Source organism: Ruminococcus sp. RTP21484sp1_RTP21281st1_A8_RTP21281_210402 (genome assembly GCF_040914025.1).
Classification (GTDB): domain Bacteria; phylum Bacillota; class Clostridia; order Lachnospirales; family Lachnospiraceae; genus Blautia_A; species Blautia_A faecis.
Window position 1 is genome coordinate 12,681 of sequence record NZ_JBCPGE010000055.1, and the last position, 15,410, is coordinate 28,090.

A 15,410-nucleotide genomic window follows, 5' to 3' on the forward strand; every position below is an offset into this window, starting at 1 on the left:
ATAAATTTGGTTGCGAGATACAGAATATAACTACTTGATTTATTACTAAACTGAAAAGTGATAGGCGAAATGACACAGAGCTACAAAACAGCGGGTAAAATGCCCGCTGTTTTGTTATAAAGAAATAAATATAGTTGACAAATTTAGAATGTAATAAAACTAAAATAGATGATTTCGAATATGTAAGATTGCATTTAGCATACCTAATTCAACTTAATTCGTAAAAATGAATTAGAGGAAATATTTAACTCGACAAATGAGTTAAAACGAGTTACACTATATTTGAGTTAAATGATAGGAGGGATTGAGATGCGTACAATTCCTAAAGAGGAAAGTTTAGATATCGAGTTTAAGAGTGATTTAAAATGTTACCCGGATCACGATCTTATTGAAGAAATTGTTGGAATGACAAATACGGCCGGGGGATGTTTATTCCTTGGCGTTGAAGATGATGGAACAATTACCGGTGTTCATAAAAAACATAGAGACCCTATAGGAGTAACTGCGCTGATTGCCAATAGCACTGTTCCACCTATAGCTGTGAGGGCAGAGATAATTACTGAAGAAGGTAAGGATGTTTTGAAAATTGAAGTGCCAAGAAGTCGAGGGGTTGTATCTACTGCATCAGGGAAAATATTGAGAAGGCGGAATAAGCTGGATGGAAGCCCGGAAGTAATACCAATGTATTCATATGAGATCCCATCTCGTCTTGCAGAGCTTGGGATGCTTGATTATTCCGCTCAGCCTTTAGCAGGAGCTACTTTAGATGATTTGGACCCAAATCAGAGAGTAAGACTTCGGCGAATCATCCAGAATAGATCTGGAGGCGAAAAAACTTTACTTTCTTTACCGGATGAGGAATTGGATATTGCATTGCGTCTTGTTACAAATGTTGCTGGTAACTATGTTCCAACAGTTGCAGGTATGCTATTAATTGGTAAGGAGGAACGCATTGCAGAGTTGCTACCAACAGCGAAAGCTGCATTTCAGGTTTTAGAGGGAACAGCTGTCCGTGTAAATGAGGATAGTAATAAACCTCTTCTTGAATTGTTCGAGAGCTATGAGACATACGTCAAAGCATGGAATCCGGAAAGAGAGACCGAGTATGGCTTATTTAGAATTCCAATCCCGGAGTTTGACTGGGCTGCTTTTCGAGAAGGTTTGGTAAATGCATTTTGCCATAGGGATTATACTATGCTTGGCTCAGTAAGGGTTTTGATAGATGATGAAGGAATGACTATTAGTAATCCTGGCGGATTTATAGATGGGGTTAATTTAAAAAATCTTCTTACAGTAGAACCACATGGACGTAATCAGGCACTTGCAGATGCAATGAAACGAATTGGCTTAGCTGAGAAAACGGGAAGAGGAATTGATAGAATTTATGAAGGATCTATCATTTTTGGAAGACCTTGGCCAGACTATTCTGAGTCCACCAGTAGATCTGTTAAATTATTTATTCAAAGAGCAAAAGCAGATTTACCGTTTGCAAAATTTGTTGCGGATGAGCAAAACAGACAGGGGAAACCGTTATCAATATATGTGTTAATGATTTTGTCGGTTCTTAATAATGAAAGAAGATGTACTGTTGAACGGATTGTTGAGTTGACAAATCTTGGAGAAAATAAGATCAGATCGGCAATTGAGTTTATGATTGAATCTGGATTGATTGAAGCATCTGGAAAAGGAAAAAATCGTACTTGCATTCTGGGAAAAAAGATTTATCGTGAGAATAAAAAAGCAATACAGTATGTTCGACAGACAGACATAGACAGTATTAGATATCCTGAATTAGTAATGAAGCTGGCAAATACTCAGAACGGAATTATCACAAAGCAAGATGTAATTGAATTGTTGAAAGTAACTCCTTCACAGGCATATACAGTTATAAAAAAACTTCAAGGAGAAGGTCGTTTGAAATTGTTATGTGGGGGAAAATATTCTAAGTACAAAGTGGTTAATTCTTAACGCAGTTCAACTCAAAAAGAAACGAGTTAAAAACGAGTTAGAATTGAATTAAAAGTAATGAAGGTACTGTAAACGTAAGAAAAAATACTTGCGGTCAATTTGTTATCGACAGTTGACCGCAAGCACGGTATAATAAATGTAGATCTAATAAGAAAACCAAATAATCATTACTGTAAAATGTCAGGTAATGGTAGTCATCATTTATAATTGGAAGGAACAGGTTGGCTTTACCCTAATGGTGGAAAATCCACCATTTTTTCACCCAAACTGTAATTCCTCAGATGAAAACAGGTTTTCTTATCTTTTCTAAAATTGACAGAAAAAGCAGTAAAATCAAGGTTTTGAATGACTTTGATTGACATAGAATGCAAGCTGTTTTCTGTACCAGGATGAACTCCTAAGCGAGGGGTCGGAGGTTCAAATCCTCTTGGCGACGGGCTTCAAAGCGTTCGAAAATGTTAGCTGGATTAGCTGACAGCGAACGCTTTTGTTATTTTCTAATCACGTTCGTGACATGATTTTCCATTCAAAATGATCAATTTCAAGCTAACGCAATCCGATTTTTGTTAGCTGACAGCTAATCAAAAATACCGGTTTGCAAACATGGGTTTTAAGAAGTCCAGCTAACATTTGGGTTCCGCTCCGTTGTCACCCCTTATTTGGGGATGTAAATCAGAAAAAAGGCGGGAAAAGAAACAATCTCTCCCAAACTTGCAAACATAAATTAGCTGAAACAGTATTCAATTCTATTAGCTACAGCTAATGGTCAAACAGCAATGTCTGTTTGGAACTTTACTATTTATAAAAGTTCCAGGTAGGCATTTTTTAGTTCCTGAATCCTGGAGGAAAGGAGTCAACAAGATGACTGAACTAAACAGACAATCAGGAGAAAACGAAGAAAGAATCATAGAAATTGAGATTGAGCGTCTTCGTCCATTCAAAGAGCATCCGTTTCAAGTGAAAGATGTGCTGTATCGGGTGACTCCGGTTTTTGAAGGCAGTAATCTCGTAGCATCCGGCGTACTAATGGAAGCGGAATCCGTAGAAGACAAAGGCGAAGGTATTTTGTGCTGCGTTTACGTTTATAATGTTCAGCCGGGAATTAACATCAATTATGCAATGGGTGACAGCTCGGCTTCTGGAACAAACCAGACGGCAGTAACAGAGCAGGCCACACAGGCTGTTACGCAGGCAGCTTCTCAGCAGACCAGCACGGAATCCTATATCCTCAATACCAATACAAAGAAATTTCATCGGCCGTCCTGTTCATCGGTCAAACAGATGAAGGAGAGCAATAAAAAATCCTCATCAGAGAGTAGGGATGCGCTGATTGCTGCAGGTTATGATCCGTGTAAAAAATGCAATCCGTAAAAAAGTGTCAGATATTAAAAAAATATGGAAGAGGAAGGTTGTAGTTCTATATTGCAATACTTCTTCTTTGCGCATATTGGATATGCTGTTGAGGACGACTGTTGAACGCAGAAGATAAGTTGCGCCGGTCTGCGATAATGTGCTGTTTGTATAAGGAAAAGGACAAGGAGTTATGATGAATTTTAGTGGGATATTGATTGGTGTGCTTACCTTTTTTCTGATTGGATTGTTCCATCCTATTGTTATATATGCGGAGTATTACTTTGGAAGCCGCTGTTGGCCGGTATTTTTGCTGGTGGGCATTTTGTGTATGATTCTATCCGTAAGAATGCAGGAAATACTTTGGTCGGTTTCTCTGGGTGTTTTGTGCGTCAGTTGCTTTTGGAGCATTAAGGAATTGAAAGAACAGGAAAAAAGAGTGGCAAAAGGATGGTTCCCGAAGCGGAAGGTGGATAAGCACTAAAGAAGAAAGCGGGGAGATGAGAAGATGGCGGTATGGAGATTACAGGTGAATACTGGAGCAGCGAACGTTGCGGATTGCTTGCAAAACCATGTTGCAGCACTTTGGGCTGGCAAGGTACTTGCTTACTTAATGGGAAATTACTATGACTCGAAAGCCACCTACGAAAAACTCTTTGATTGGACCGATGAACACAAGTTTAAAACCGGCAAATACTCTTATAAAGAGGCTGTGATCGACGAATTGGCCACAGCCTCTCCCAGTGAATATCTGACGAAAATATCGATACAAGTGTTTTAACCCTGCCGCTTCATCGCGTTTCCTCCGCACTGCCTTTACTTTTCTCATAAGCAAATAGCGCCGCTCCCAGCGCACCGCAGAGCTGCGCCTCATCACAGATATAAAGTTTAGCACCAAGCTTCTCTTCCAATGCCTGGATGATACCCCGGTTCTTCGCCACACCGCCGGTCATCATATATTCGCCTGGATGATCCTTTCCAAGGCGGGCTGCCAACGCGCCGACTTTTGAGGCAACTGACACATTTAAACCGTGGATAATATCTGCCACATCCTTATTCTGTGCCACCAGCGACACGACCTCCGACTCTGCAAACACCGTACACATGCTGGAAATCACGATATTATGCTTCCATTCCAGCCCTTTCACACTCATTTCCTCCAGGGAAAGTCCCAGCGTTTTCGCCATCATTTCCAGAAAACGTCCCGTTCCGGCGGCACATTTGTCATTCATCAGGAAATTTTTCACGGCTCCCTGCCCATCGATGCTGATCGCCTTGATATCCTGCCCGCCAATGTCGATGATAGTGCGGACATTCGGATTCAGATAATTTGCGCCCTTGGCATGGCAGGTAATCTCCGTGATGCTGTCATCCCCGCTGTCAATGTAGGATCGTCCATATCCGGTCGTATCGATCCGCACAATCTCCTCTTTCTTAATTCCCGCTTTCTCAATCGCCAGATCCAGACTCTTCTCGGCGCTCATCATCGCACCGCCGCCGGTCGGAATAATCATCGTCGATTTAATTTTTCCATCCTGATCCAGTATGATCACATCAGTACTTGTCGAACCGCTGTCGATTCCCGCTACATAAAAAATGCCCGACTCCATCTTCTTTCTTGCCTCCTCACTGATACCTTTTCCCGGATCCATATCCTCTGATCCCTCGATCGTCTCCTCAAATGCCTGAATGCGCGTCAAAAGCTGCCCCGCGCTCTGGCTCGTAAAATCAGTCTCAATCTTAAGGAGCGGAACCTTGATATCCCGCTTGATACTCGCATACTCAAATCCATAATAATCACAGAACTTGATCGTGTGATAAATAATTCCCTTTAAATTCGGATCCAGATACAGACGGTTTCTGCGGATCGAACGGTTCATGCGGAAACACGGCATCTGTCCCAGCAGGACGTCCGCGTAAGAAAGAAACAGCTCCTCTTCCTTCATATTCCACATTTCATCCTGTACGACCGACAGTTTCCGACCACCCGTACAGGTCAGATTTTCCACATCCATCTGGATATTGTCCCGGATCATATCCTCCAGAATGCCGCTGACCCGCACGCCCAGCACACCAATGTACGGCTCCGTGTTCATTTCCGGCGTAATAAAGGACTTGATAAAAGCGCGTTTATCAAACACTTTCCCGGAATATGCCTCATATGCCTTTTTAAGCCTCCGGATCGTGCCCGCAAATTTCACTTTTTCACATTCATTATCATCATGCGGCAGATCCAGCATATATAAAAACTTACATTTTCCCGTGCTCTCCACGATATCGTAAACGCGCCGCATCGAATCGCAGCAGTTTACCAGCACCAGCTGTTCAACCTTTCCTTCCAGCACTGCCTGAATGACCGATTTTCCAAAGCCGCACAGATTTGCATGTGCAATTTGATCCGACTGTTCGAAATTTTCCGGCATTTCCTCCAAAACAGAACATTCTTCTCCAAACCCTCGGAACAGCTCGATCGGGGTGTACTTACAGACGTAATAAATCATGCGTGTTTCTCCTCCTTGCCCTTTTCCAGCATTTCCACAAACGCCTGAAGCCGCGTCGATACCTGACCGTCGCTGGTATTGGCGGGGTTGCAGCCGTCACCGTCGAGAATCATCGTCGGAAGTCCTGTCTTTTCTAAGGACTGCTTAATCAGGCTGGATGCACCGATCGTTCCCTTACAGCCCCAGTGGGCAAATAAAACAGCACCATCCGATTCCGTGATTCTGGCAAGCCGTTCCGCTTCCTCAATTCTCTGTTTCACACTGCCATTGTAAATGCAGTAGACCATTTTCTCTGCCATCGCCTCATACGGGTCTTCCGCATGCATCTCCTGAAAACCATCTGCGATGAAATCACAAGCGCGGATGTGCATTTTCTTACTATAATTAAAAATATCCTTAACCGGCTCCTGTAAAAATGGCATGGTGTGCATCCAGATTACCGAAAGACCATCTCCCCTCGGTGACATCCGCACATCGCGCAGAAGTTTTTCCGTATAGGTAACCGCCGTCTCTGAGCCAGCCATCAGATGGCACATAAAAAGCGCATACAATTCATTCGTCAGAGAGGTCACCGGGTCATGCGCACACCGCAGGGCAAGCTGTTTTTTATAATTCGCTGCCGCTTTCCGGCTGTTATCTACCGCACTCCGCACTGTTTCCTCCGAAATCCGTCTGTCCGTCGTCTCCTCCAGAAACCGTTTCAATTTCCGCAGCTGATCCGCCACATACAGAACCGATTCCCGGTTTTTCTCATACGGAACATCAATATAAAAGCCTGGACATTCAAATTTATCCTTTAAATACGGAAACGTCATCATATTTCCATCACACGCAAGGTTCGTATAAATCATGCAGTTCGGTTTTGGCAGAATCCCCGTCAGCGCCGCCCCCAGAAACACCCTGTGGTACGAACACATCGTCTCCGGAAATCCTTCTTCCTCCGTTTTCCGAAGAAACGTTTGCTCACACTTCGTTCCCGCCATAAAACAGGACATCGCCTCCACTGAGTACGGCGTCAGCCCTGCCGCCATCACCAGCTCTCCCGGCACAAATATGCTGACCATCGCCGCATTCTCCGGTTCTGACAGCGACTGAATGATATTTTTCATAACCACCCGCGCCACATACTGTCCCGACGACGGCAGCCCCCGATCCGGCAAAAACTGAAGCTTCTTTTCCTGCAGGCGGTATCCCGCAAGAAGCAGCCGACGCGCTTTTTCCGGATCCTTAAGCGCCTGGCTGCTCACCCTATTTCCAAATTTTTCAATTACATCCATTGTTCTTTCTTCCATTCTTTTAAGTTCATTTTTCTGTCATATCGCCCTGATGCAGATGGATATAGTTCCGCGCCTTTGCAGGCAAACGGACATTCTTTATTATAGTCAGTTGGATGGGAATTGTAAATGAAAAGTCTAATCCCCCAGCTATGCTGGGGAGAATGGAATAAGTGGAGACGGTGAGGACAACAAAATAAAGCCTCCTGTGATATGATGAGAATGGTGTCGCAAGCCAAACTCAAAATCAAAGGAGGCGGTCCAAACGGACAATAGAAGTTTATCACATACCCGATGGAAATGCCAGTATCACATAGTATTTATACCGAAATACAGAAAAAGAATTCTGTATGGAAGATTAAGAGAAGATGTGAAGGAAATCATAAGTACATTATGCAAGTACCGAAAAGTGGATATTATAGCGGGTGCAGTATGTAAGGATCATGTACATTTAAGCGTAGCAATTCCGCCGAAAGAAAGTATTTCAGATTTTATGGGATATTTAAAAGGGAAAAGCACGCTAATGATTTACGACAGACATCCAGAGTTGCAAAGAAAATGGGACAAAAGAGAAATGGAATATTAAAGTAGCTGTATTAATTCCATCAGTTTTATTTGGATTAGTACATATTATAGGAATGGATTTTTCCATTATAAGTAGCCTGTTGGTTCTTATTGCTGGAACAATGGTAGGAATAATGTTCTCAATGGTTGCTATTGAAAGTGGTTCTGTTTGGAACAGCGGAATTGTCCATTCACTTTGGAATATTTTAATTATTGGCGGCGGTTTATCAATAAGCGAAAAGGCAGATGAATATTCGGTTATGACATATGTACTTGATTCAAAAGACTTTGTTTTCACTGGTGGAGAATTTGGAATTGAATCATCAATTATTGCACTATTAGGTTATGTTATAGTTACTTTAGCAGCAATATGTATGATTAAGAAAAAAGCAAAAGTGTAATAAGTATCAAAAAACAAAATCCAGTTTGTTGAACTGAATCCGAAAAGCATTAGGGCGCAGAGGAGATAGAATCCTTTGCGTAAAAGACTAACGAACATATTTAATGAAACATCGGAACCATCTTCTTTTTGTTGTCTACCTATAATAACGATTGGAGTAATCGATTATAGACACTGCAATCAAAAAAATCTGAAAATATATTTATCAACATTACATAAAAGTGTGTAGATGCACATAAAATGGGAATACATATTGAAATTCAGGTCGTTCGGTGATAGAATCTCATTACTAAAAAGTGTGCAGATGCACGGAAAGGGGGAGCGTAACGATGGAGATTAAAAGAGACGCTTACCTACAGCAGCTGATCGAGCGAAAAGATAATGGAATGATAAAGGTGATTACCGGCATTCGTAGATGTGGCAAATCCTTTTTGCTGTTTACCATCTTTAAGAGATACTTACTGGAGAACGGCGTTGATGTTGATCATATTATTGAAATTGCATTGGATGGTATTGAGAACGAGGAATTAAGAGATCCCAAGGTATGCTTCAAGTACATCAAGGATGCCATGAAAGACGACGGGAAGTATTATCTCCTTTTGGATGAAGTGCAGTTCATGCCACGATTTGAGGAAGTGCTGAACAGCCTGCTACGCATGAGCAATATTGATGTGTATGTCACCGGAAGTAATTCCAAGTTCCTGTCCAGCGACATTGTGACCGAATTCCGTGGCAGAGGTGATGAGATTAGAATCTACCCTCTCTCCTTTGCAGAGTTTTATTCTGTTTATGACGGCGATTATGATGATGCCTGGGATGACTACATGATCTACGGAGGATTGCCGCAGATCGTAAGTTTCCAGAGCGAACGACAGAAAGCGGACTATCTGAAGAACATCTTTGCAAATGTCTATCTGAAGGATGTTATTGAAAGAAATAAGATTCAGAACGTGGATGAGATTGGGATTCTGGTTGATGTGCTTGCATCTGCAATCGGCGCACCGACCAACCCTTCAAAGATTGCCAATACCTTTGCCAGTGAGCGCCAGATGACTTATGCTAATAAAACCATCTCCAAGCATATCGACCATTTGACAGATGCCTTTTTGATTTCCAAGGCAAGCCGATACGATATTAAGGGCAGAAAGTATATCGGTGCAAATCTGAAATACTACTTTACTGATCTGGGACTGAGAAATGCACGTCTGAATTTCAGACAGCAGGAGCCTACTCATATCATGGAGAACATTGTTTATAACGAGCTGCTGATCCGTGGCTACAATGTTGATGTGGGTGTCGTGGATATCTTCGATAAGGATAAAGAGGGAAAACGTGTTCGCAAGCAGTTGGAGGTTGACTTTGTGGTGAATCAAGGAAACCAGAGATACTATATCCAGGTTGCATATGACATGACTTCGGAAGAAAAACAGACGCAGGAGTTCAATTCTCTGCGTAATATCCCGGACTCTTTCAAGAAGATCGTCATTGTAAATGGCAGCAAAAAGCCTTGGAGAAATGATGAAGGTTTTGTCATCATGGGAATGAAGTATTTCTTGCTGAATGCGAATAGTCTGGAATTTTAAGTCGATTTGAGTTGTTGCTGTGGTGTTGTTCTATTTCAAAAAAGAGTGAAATGATATAAATAAGGCCACGGCTGATTTCATGTTGGAACAGCCGTGGCTCAGTTTATTTTTTTATCCGTATAAACGAGACTGTTCCGCAGATTATGTAGAACAGACAGAGTACGATTCCGATAGTGAGAACATCAGATGCATAATTACCAGAACCACGAACAGGAATATCACCTGATTCCCGGAAGTCTTTCAGCCATTTTGTTAATGTGCTGTATCCGATGCCAAGATTTTCTGCACATCCACGTACTCCGAGATCTTTGTGATCCTGATAGTACTGGACTGCATCAAGTTTAAATTGTTTGTCATGTTGCTTTGCCATATGAGATCCTCCTTCAGCATGCCTCTATTGTATCATGCTTATGTGTATTTGGAATTTTCCAGTCATCACTGGGAAGAATCATGGCGCAGGAAAACCTGCCGTCGCTGATCACACTTGAAAAATATGTACAGCTTTGGGCGTGACATTATCACAGTTTTTTCAGGAAGGTAATTCAGAGAATCTGACAGAAAAACAGAAAGAAGTTTTAAGGATATGGAACAATCTGAGTACAAATGAGCAGGAAACAGTGATGTCAATGCTGCGTGGTCTTCGGAAGTAGAAGAACAGTTTGAGTATATGTATCGGCTGTTCTTTTTTTATTTTTTGTCGTTAAAACGGTAATGTTTTCTTGTGTATACTAGAGCATTAAAGTATAATGAAATCAGTTTTTTTGCATAAGTATTAAAGCTATAATAAGAAAATCGGCAAACCAGATGAAAGTCTGGGACGCAAAGCTACAGGGCCTGTAAAATGGCAGCCAGTTGCATGAAATGAGGTGCACTGTCTGTTTGGCAGTGCTTTTTTATGGTAGAGCACTTGAATAAGTAATACAGAAGCTGTTTGGAAAAATATTGTGAAAAATAGCGGGGAGGTTATTGATAATTAATGAATGTAAAATTAAAATCTGGAAGCAAGCAACTGTAGCCTAGAGGAGGGGAGAAAGATGAAGAAGTGCAAATTAGTACAGAATATAATGAATTTCAAATTTTGTTACATTATATTTTGCACAATTATATGTTTTATTGTTTTATCCGTTCCTACATTTGCCAAAGAAAACTCTGACAATGTTATCTGGGTAGGATCTTTTGAGGAAACTTATAATGTAGTCAATGAAAAGGGAGAAAGAAGCGGCTATGGTTATGAGTATCTTCAAGATATTGCAGGTTATGCAGGATGGACATATAAATACATAACAAGTGATTGGAAAAACTGCTTTACACAGTTGGAAAATGGAGAGATTGATATTCTTGGTGACATTTCCTATACAGACGAACGTGCTGAAAATATGCTTTTTTCCGATATGCCTATGGGGGAAGAGAAATATTACATCTATACGGATGCATCCAATAGGGATCTTACAGCAGGAAATTTGGATTCTTTTGAGGGAAAAAATATTGGTGTGTCTAAAGATAATATAGTGGAGGATGTGCTTAATGAATGGGAATCAAAATATGGTCTGCATACGCAGCATGTCAATGTTTCTAATACCACAGAAATTATGGACAAACTGTCGAAACATGAAATTGACTGCTTCGTTTCGGTAGAAGAATCCCGTTGGGAAGAATCGGATATTTCACCGCTTACAAGTATTGGAGAGACAGAAATCTATTTTGCCATAAATCCCAAACGTCCGGATATCAAAGAAGCACTGGATAGTGCTATGCGCAGAATCAAGGATGACAATCCATTTTACACTGATGATCTCTACAGGCGTTATCTTTCTGCACAGAGCAGCTCGTTTCTTTCAAAAGAAGAAAGGGAGTGGATCGGGCAGCATGGAGCAATCAGGATAGGGTATCTGAATCAGGATGGAGGTATCAGTAGTGTAGATCCATCAACAGGTAAACTGACAGGTGTTATCACAGATTATGTGGATCTTGCCCAAAATTGTCTGCAAGGTCAGACTCTGGAATTTGAATTAAAGGGGTATGATACAAGAAGTGAACTGCTTCAGGCATTGCAGGATAGAAAAATAGACCTGATTTTTCATGCAAACCAGAATCCATACTTTGCAGAAACAAATGGATTTGCTTTGTCGGATACGCTATTGACTCTCAATATGGCAGCAATTACGGCAAAGGATTCTTTTGATGAAAATAAAGAGAATACAGTTGCCGTTGAAAAAGATGATTTTGCATTGAAAGCATATCTTTCATACAATTATCCGCAATGGAAGGTTGTGGAATATGAGACATCAGATGCAGCAGTAAAAGCAATGCAGAAAGGGGAGACGGATTGTATTGTAAGCAATTCAGGTACTGTTTCAGACTATTTGAAAAATGATAAGCTTCATAGTGTTTTCCTGACAAAAGAAGCTGATGTTCCATTTGCTATTCAGCAGGGAGAACCGGTTCTTTTGTCCATTCTGAATAAAACACTGACATCTATGCCTACAACTCAATTTTCAGGTGCAGTAGTTTCGTATAATGCTTCCTCACGAAAAGTTACAGCGAAGGATTTTATTCAGGACAATTTACTGACAGTTTCACTTATCGCTGGAATTTCTTTTTTCGTTGTTCTGTGTATAATTCTTGATTCTTTGAAAAAATCAAAACGTGCGGAAGAAAAATCCAAGAAGTCTGCTGAGCAGGCATTGAAGCTGAATCAGGAGCTTGAAGAAAAACAGCAGGAATTACAAAATGCACTTGTAGAAGCACAGAGTGCCAATAAGGCTAAGACTTCCTTTTTAAATAACATGTCTCATGACATCAGGACACCGATCAATGGCATTATGGGCATGCTTACAATTCTTGAAAAAAGCGGAAATGATGGTGAGCGGGCAAAAGATTGCCTGAATAAAATAAATGAGTCTTCGAAACTGCTATTATCATTGGTAAATGATGTTTTGGATATGGCAAAGTTAGAATCGGATACCGTGGTTTTTGGTGATGAATCCATCAATCTGGATCAGGTATGTAAAGAAATCACGGAGTCGCTATACTTTCAGGCAGAAGAAAAAGGACTTCATGTTATGGGAGAACATGATGATTACAGTGGTATATATGTTTGGAGCAATGCAGTTCATCTGAAAAAAATATTGATGAATCTGTTTACAAACAGTATGAAGTACAATAAGGTGAATGGTTCTATTTACATGAGTATGAGAACGATTGAAAGATCAGAAGATCACATGACATGTGAATTTAAAATAAAAGATAATGGAATTGGAATGTCAGAAGAATTTATAAAAAATGAATTGTTTACTCCATTTGTACAGGCAGATAATTCCCCACGTTCTGATTATAATGGGACAGGTCTGGGAATGCCTATTGTGAAACAACTTGTAGAAAAGATGGGCGGAACCATAACAGTTGAAAGTAAGCTGGGTGAAGGAAGCTGTTTTACTGTAGTACTTCCATTTGAAATTGATACGAATGCACGACCGGAAGAAAAAGAAGATTTCAATGCAGATATATCAGGTGTCCGGATATTATTGGTTGAAGATAATGAGCTGAATGTGGAAATAGCAGAATTTATGCTGACGGAAAATGGAGCTAAAGTAGAAACAGTGAACAATGGGTTAGACGCTGTTCAGCATTTTGAAGCTTCCGAACCGGGAACATACGATGTTATTTTAATGGATGTTATGATGCCGGTGATGGATGGGCTTACTGCCACAAAAACAATAAGATCCCTGGAACGGCAGGATGCAAAAACAATCCCTATCATTGCTATGACTGCAAATGCATTTAGGGAAGATGCAGAAAAGTGTATGGAAGCAGGAATGAACGCACATCTTGCAAAGCCGCTGGATGCGGAAAAAATTAAGCAGACCATATGCGAAGAATTGAGAAGCAGTAGGGACAGGTGAAAATTTATTAAACCAAGAGATTGACAAGGAGATGTATAGAGAAATATATTCGACAGACAGACAGGAGATTTAATATGATTTCGAGAGCAAAGAAATATGTGGCAGTGTTACTGTTTTTTGTATGCGTGTGTATGATATTTTCTCCCCTGATTGCATATGCGGCCGAGGACAGTTCGCAGCATGAAACTGTCAAAGTCGGTTTCTTTGCCATGGATGGTTATCACATGATGGATGAAGAGGGGAACCGCAGCGGTTATGGCTATGATTTCCTTCGGTTGATGGCCCGTTATTGGGATGTAGATTACGAATATGTCGGATACGATCAGAGCTGGGATGATATGCAGCAGATACTTGAAGAGGGCGAGATTGATATGGTAACATCTCCCCGCACAACACCGGACAGAGAAGAAAAAACTAATTTCCAGCTGTGGACTATCCCTGTCTGACATCATTAGCAAAATCAATGCAAGGGGAACATAATTAGGATAAAAGCAGACCGGTGGAGAGCAAAATCTCTGCTGGTTTTATATATGAGATCAAATCAGAGCATGTGAGAAAAAAGAGGTAAAATAGTGGTCAAAGCATCTTGCGTAAATGGCAGTATCTGATGTATAATTTAGAAGAAATCTGACAAAGAAAATAGTGTATCACACATTTCATTTCCCGCTTTTAAATGGGCAGAATAGTTGGATTTTATGATTTGAAAAATTATAGATGGAACTGGCGCTTTATATTAGAAACGTACATTCATTTTCTCATAAAATGTAAAAATCCGAAATAATTTTCAATGATCTTATATGAACAGAAATAGTCTGGGAAGGCGCTTTTTTACTGGACTTATAAATGAATAGGTTGTCTCTGTTGGACTAGTCTGAACCTGCATAAAAGTTGCTCCTAAGCGAGGGGTCGGAGGTTCAAATCCTCTTGGCGACGGGCTTCAAAGCGTTCGAAAATGTTAGCTGGATTAGCTGACAGCGAACGCTTTTGTTATTTTCTAATCACGTTCGTGACATGATTTTCCATTCAAAATGATCAATTTCCAACTAACATTTGGGTTCCGCCCTGTTGTCACCCCTTATTCGGAGATGTAAATCAGAGAAAAGGCGGGAAAAGAAACAATCTCGCCCAAACCTGCAAAAATAAATTAGCTGAAACAGTATTCAATTCTATTTGAAGAGCTTATGCGCAAAACCATAGCTGACATTGTATCAGAAGTCAGTAGCATTGCCTGTTGGGTGTATGTGCAGAAATATGTGAAACAGAAAACTCTTGACGAAATGCTGCAAGAATTGCCAGGAGCAGGCCAGTTTATCATTGTCATGGATACCTGGTTCGAAAGACTGATGGCGGAATAATAGAAGCTATGATAGAATAAAGAAAACGATTTGAAGTGCAAATCGGAATTGACAGAGGTAATGAAATGTTTGAAGAATTAGGAATTAGTTTTGGCACAGCACTAATCGTCTTACTTGCATTATATTTTATAATTAAGTGGGCGGTCAAAAATGGAATAAAAGAAGCCTATAGGGATATTACAGGGAAAGTCACTACCGAGGATATTGAGGCAGAACAAATATGTAACGAAGAGGAAAAATAGTTAATAAAGAGAGGTGATATGCTATGCCAGGTATACTCGTGGTTGAAGATGATGAAAATTTAAATCGTGGAATTACATTTTCACTGAAAAAATCCGGATATGAGGTTTTTTCAGCAGAATCAGTGAAAAAAGCGAAAAGAATTGCAAGTGATAATAATGTGGATGTTACCATTTGTGATGTGAATCTCCCGGATGGGAATGGACTGGAATTTGTAAGGTGGATGAGATGCAATTATAATACATACATTATTTGTCTTACAGCACTAGATCA

At 40.6% G+C, this 15,410-nt stretch carries 14 protein-coding genes, 1 pseudogene and 1 riboswitch; of the genes and pseudogenes, 12 read left to right on the plus strand and 3 right to left on the minus strand.

Features of this window, described 5'->3' with window-relative positions:
• Positions 1–309: 309 nt before the first annotated feature.
• The 4 genes from AB5170_RS19390 to AB5170_RS19405 all read left to right on the plus strand — a co-directional run bounded on the left by AB5170_RS19390 (position 310) and on the right by AB5170_RS19405 (position 4,099).
• Positions 310–1,968: an RNA-binding domain-containing protein gene (locus AB5170_RS19390; protein ID WP_237963831.1), complete on the plus strand. Its 1,659-nt coding sequence runs from the start codon at positions 310–312 to the stop codon at positions 1,966–1,968.
• An 861-nt stretch (positions 1,969–2,829) separates the two neighbouring features.
• Positions 2,830–3,339, plus strand: coding sequence for an Ada metal-binding domain-containing protein (locus AB5170_RS19395; protein WP_368361852.1), 510 nt, complete (start codon positions 2,830–2,832; stop codon positions 3,337–3,339).
• 175 nt (positions 3,340–3,514) lie between these two features.
• Complete coding sequence (locus tag AB5170_RS19400) at positions 3,515–3,802, plus strand: DUF4491 family protein (protein ID WP_202020682.1); 288 nt, start codon at positions 3,515–3,517, stop codon at positions 3,800–3,802.
• A gap of 24 nt (positions 3,803–3,826) precedes the next feature.
• Entirely contained in the window at positions 3,827–4,099 is a 273-nt protein-coding gene (locus AB5170_RS19405) for a hypothetical protein (RefSeq protein ID WP_173770541.1), read from the plus strand.
• A gap of 10 nt (positions 4,100–4,109) precedes the next feature.
• On the opposite strand, the gene AB5170_RS19410 is transcribed toward AB5170_RS19405, so the two are convergent.
• Positions 4,110–5,819, minus strand: coding sequence for an acyl-CoA dehydratase activase (locus AB5170_RS19410; RefSeq protein ID WP_173770542.1), 1,710 nt, complete (start codon positions 5,817–5,819; stop codon positions 4,110–4,112).
• Positions 5,816–7,096: a 2-hydroxyacyl-CoA dehydratase family protein gene (locus tag AB5170_RS19415; RefSeq protein ID WP_173770616.1), complete on the minus strand. Its 1,281-nt coding sequence runs from the start codon at positions 7,094–7,096 to the stop codon at positions 5,816–5,818. The genes AB5170_RS19410 and AB5170_RS19415 overlap by 4 nt, the downstream gene beginning before the upstream one ends.
• 283 nt (positions 7,097–7,379) lie before the next feature.
• Here AB5170_RS19415 and tnpA point away from each other — a divergent pair.
• From tnpA to AB5170_RS19430, 3 genes and pseudogenes are all read left to right on the plus strand, one after another.
• Positions 7,380–7,679 (plus strand): annotated as a pseudogene (gene tnpA, locus AB5170_RS19420) (IS200/IS605 family transposase); the annotation flags it as partial.
• 46 nt (positions 7,680–7,725) lie between these two features.
• Positions 7,726–8,058 (plus strand): hypothetical protein, encoded by a 333-nt coding sequence (locus AB5170_RS19425; RefSeq protein WP_368361855.1) that lies wholly within the window; start codon positions 7,726–7,728, stop codon positions 8,056–8,058.
• Between the two features lie 328 nt (positions 8,059–8,386).
• On the plus strand, positions 8,387–9,640 hold the full coding sequence (locus tag AB5170_RS19430; protein ID WP_055182611.1) for an ATP-binding protein: 1,254 nt from the start codon (positions 8,387–8,389) through the stop codon (positions 9,638–9,640).
• 103 nt (positions 9,641–9,743) lie between these two features.
• On the opposite strand, the gene AB5170_RS19435 is transcribed toward AB5170_RS19430, so the two are convergent.
• Positions 9,744–10,010 carry a helix-turn-helix domain-containing protein gene (locus tag AB5170_RS19435; protein ID WP_227200184.1) on the minus strand — a complete coding sequence of 89 codons (267 nt, stop codon included), beginning with the start codon at positions 10,008–10,010 and terminating at the stop codon, positions 9,744–9,746.
• Positions 10,011–10,424: 414 nt separating this feature from the next.
• Positions 10,425–10,500: riboswitch (cyclic di-GMP riboswitch) on the plus strand.
• A gap of 174 nt (positions 10,501–10,674) precedes the next feature.
• Here AB5170_RS19435 and AB5170_RS19440 point away from each other — a divergent pair.
• The 5 genes from AB5170_RS19440 to AB5170_RS19460 all read left to right on the plus strand — a co-directional run.
• Positions 10,675–13,542 carry a transporter substrate-binding domain-containing protein gene (locus tag AB5170_RS19440; RefSeq protein ID WP_368361853.1) on the plus strand — a complete coding sequence of 956 codons (2,868 nt, stop codon included), beginning with the start codon at positions 10,675–10,677 and terminating at the stop codon, positions 13,540–13,542.
• Between the two features lie 74 nt (positions 13,543–13,616).
• Positions 13,617–13,988: a transporter substrate-binding domain-containing protein gene (locus AB5170_RS19445; protein WP_368361854.1), complete on the plus strand. Its 372-nt coding sequence runs from the start codon at positions 13,617–13,619 to the stop codon at positions 13,986–13,988.
• A gap of 735 nt (positions 13,989–14,723) precedes the next feature.
• Positions 14,724–14,897, plus strand: a complete 174-nt coding sequence (locus AB5170_RS19450; protein WP_347709192.1) for a hypothetical protein — start codon at positions 14,724–14,726, stop codon at positions 14,895–14,897.
• A 65-nt stretch (positions 14,898–14,962) separates the two neighbouring features.
• A complete protein-coding gene (locus tag AB5170_RS19455) occupies positions 14,963–15,139 on the plus strand; it encodes a DUF6019 family protein (RefSeq protein ID WP_021939191.1) in 177 nt (58 codons plus the stop codon).
• A gap of 23 nt (positions 15,140–15,162) precedes the next feature.
• A partial coding sequence (locus tag AB5170_RS19460; protein ID WP_368365138.1) for a response regulator transcription factor occupies positions 15,163–15,410 on the plus strand: 248 nt, incomplete at its 3' end.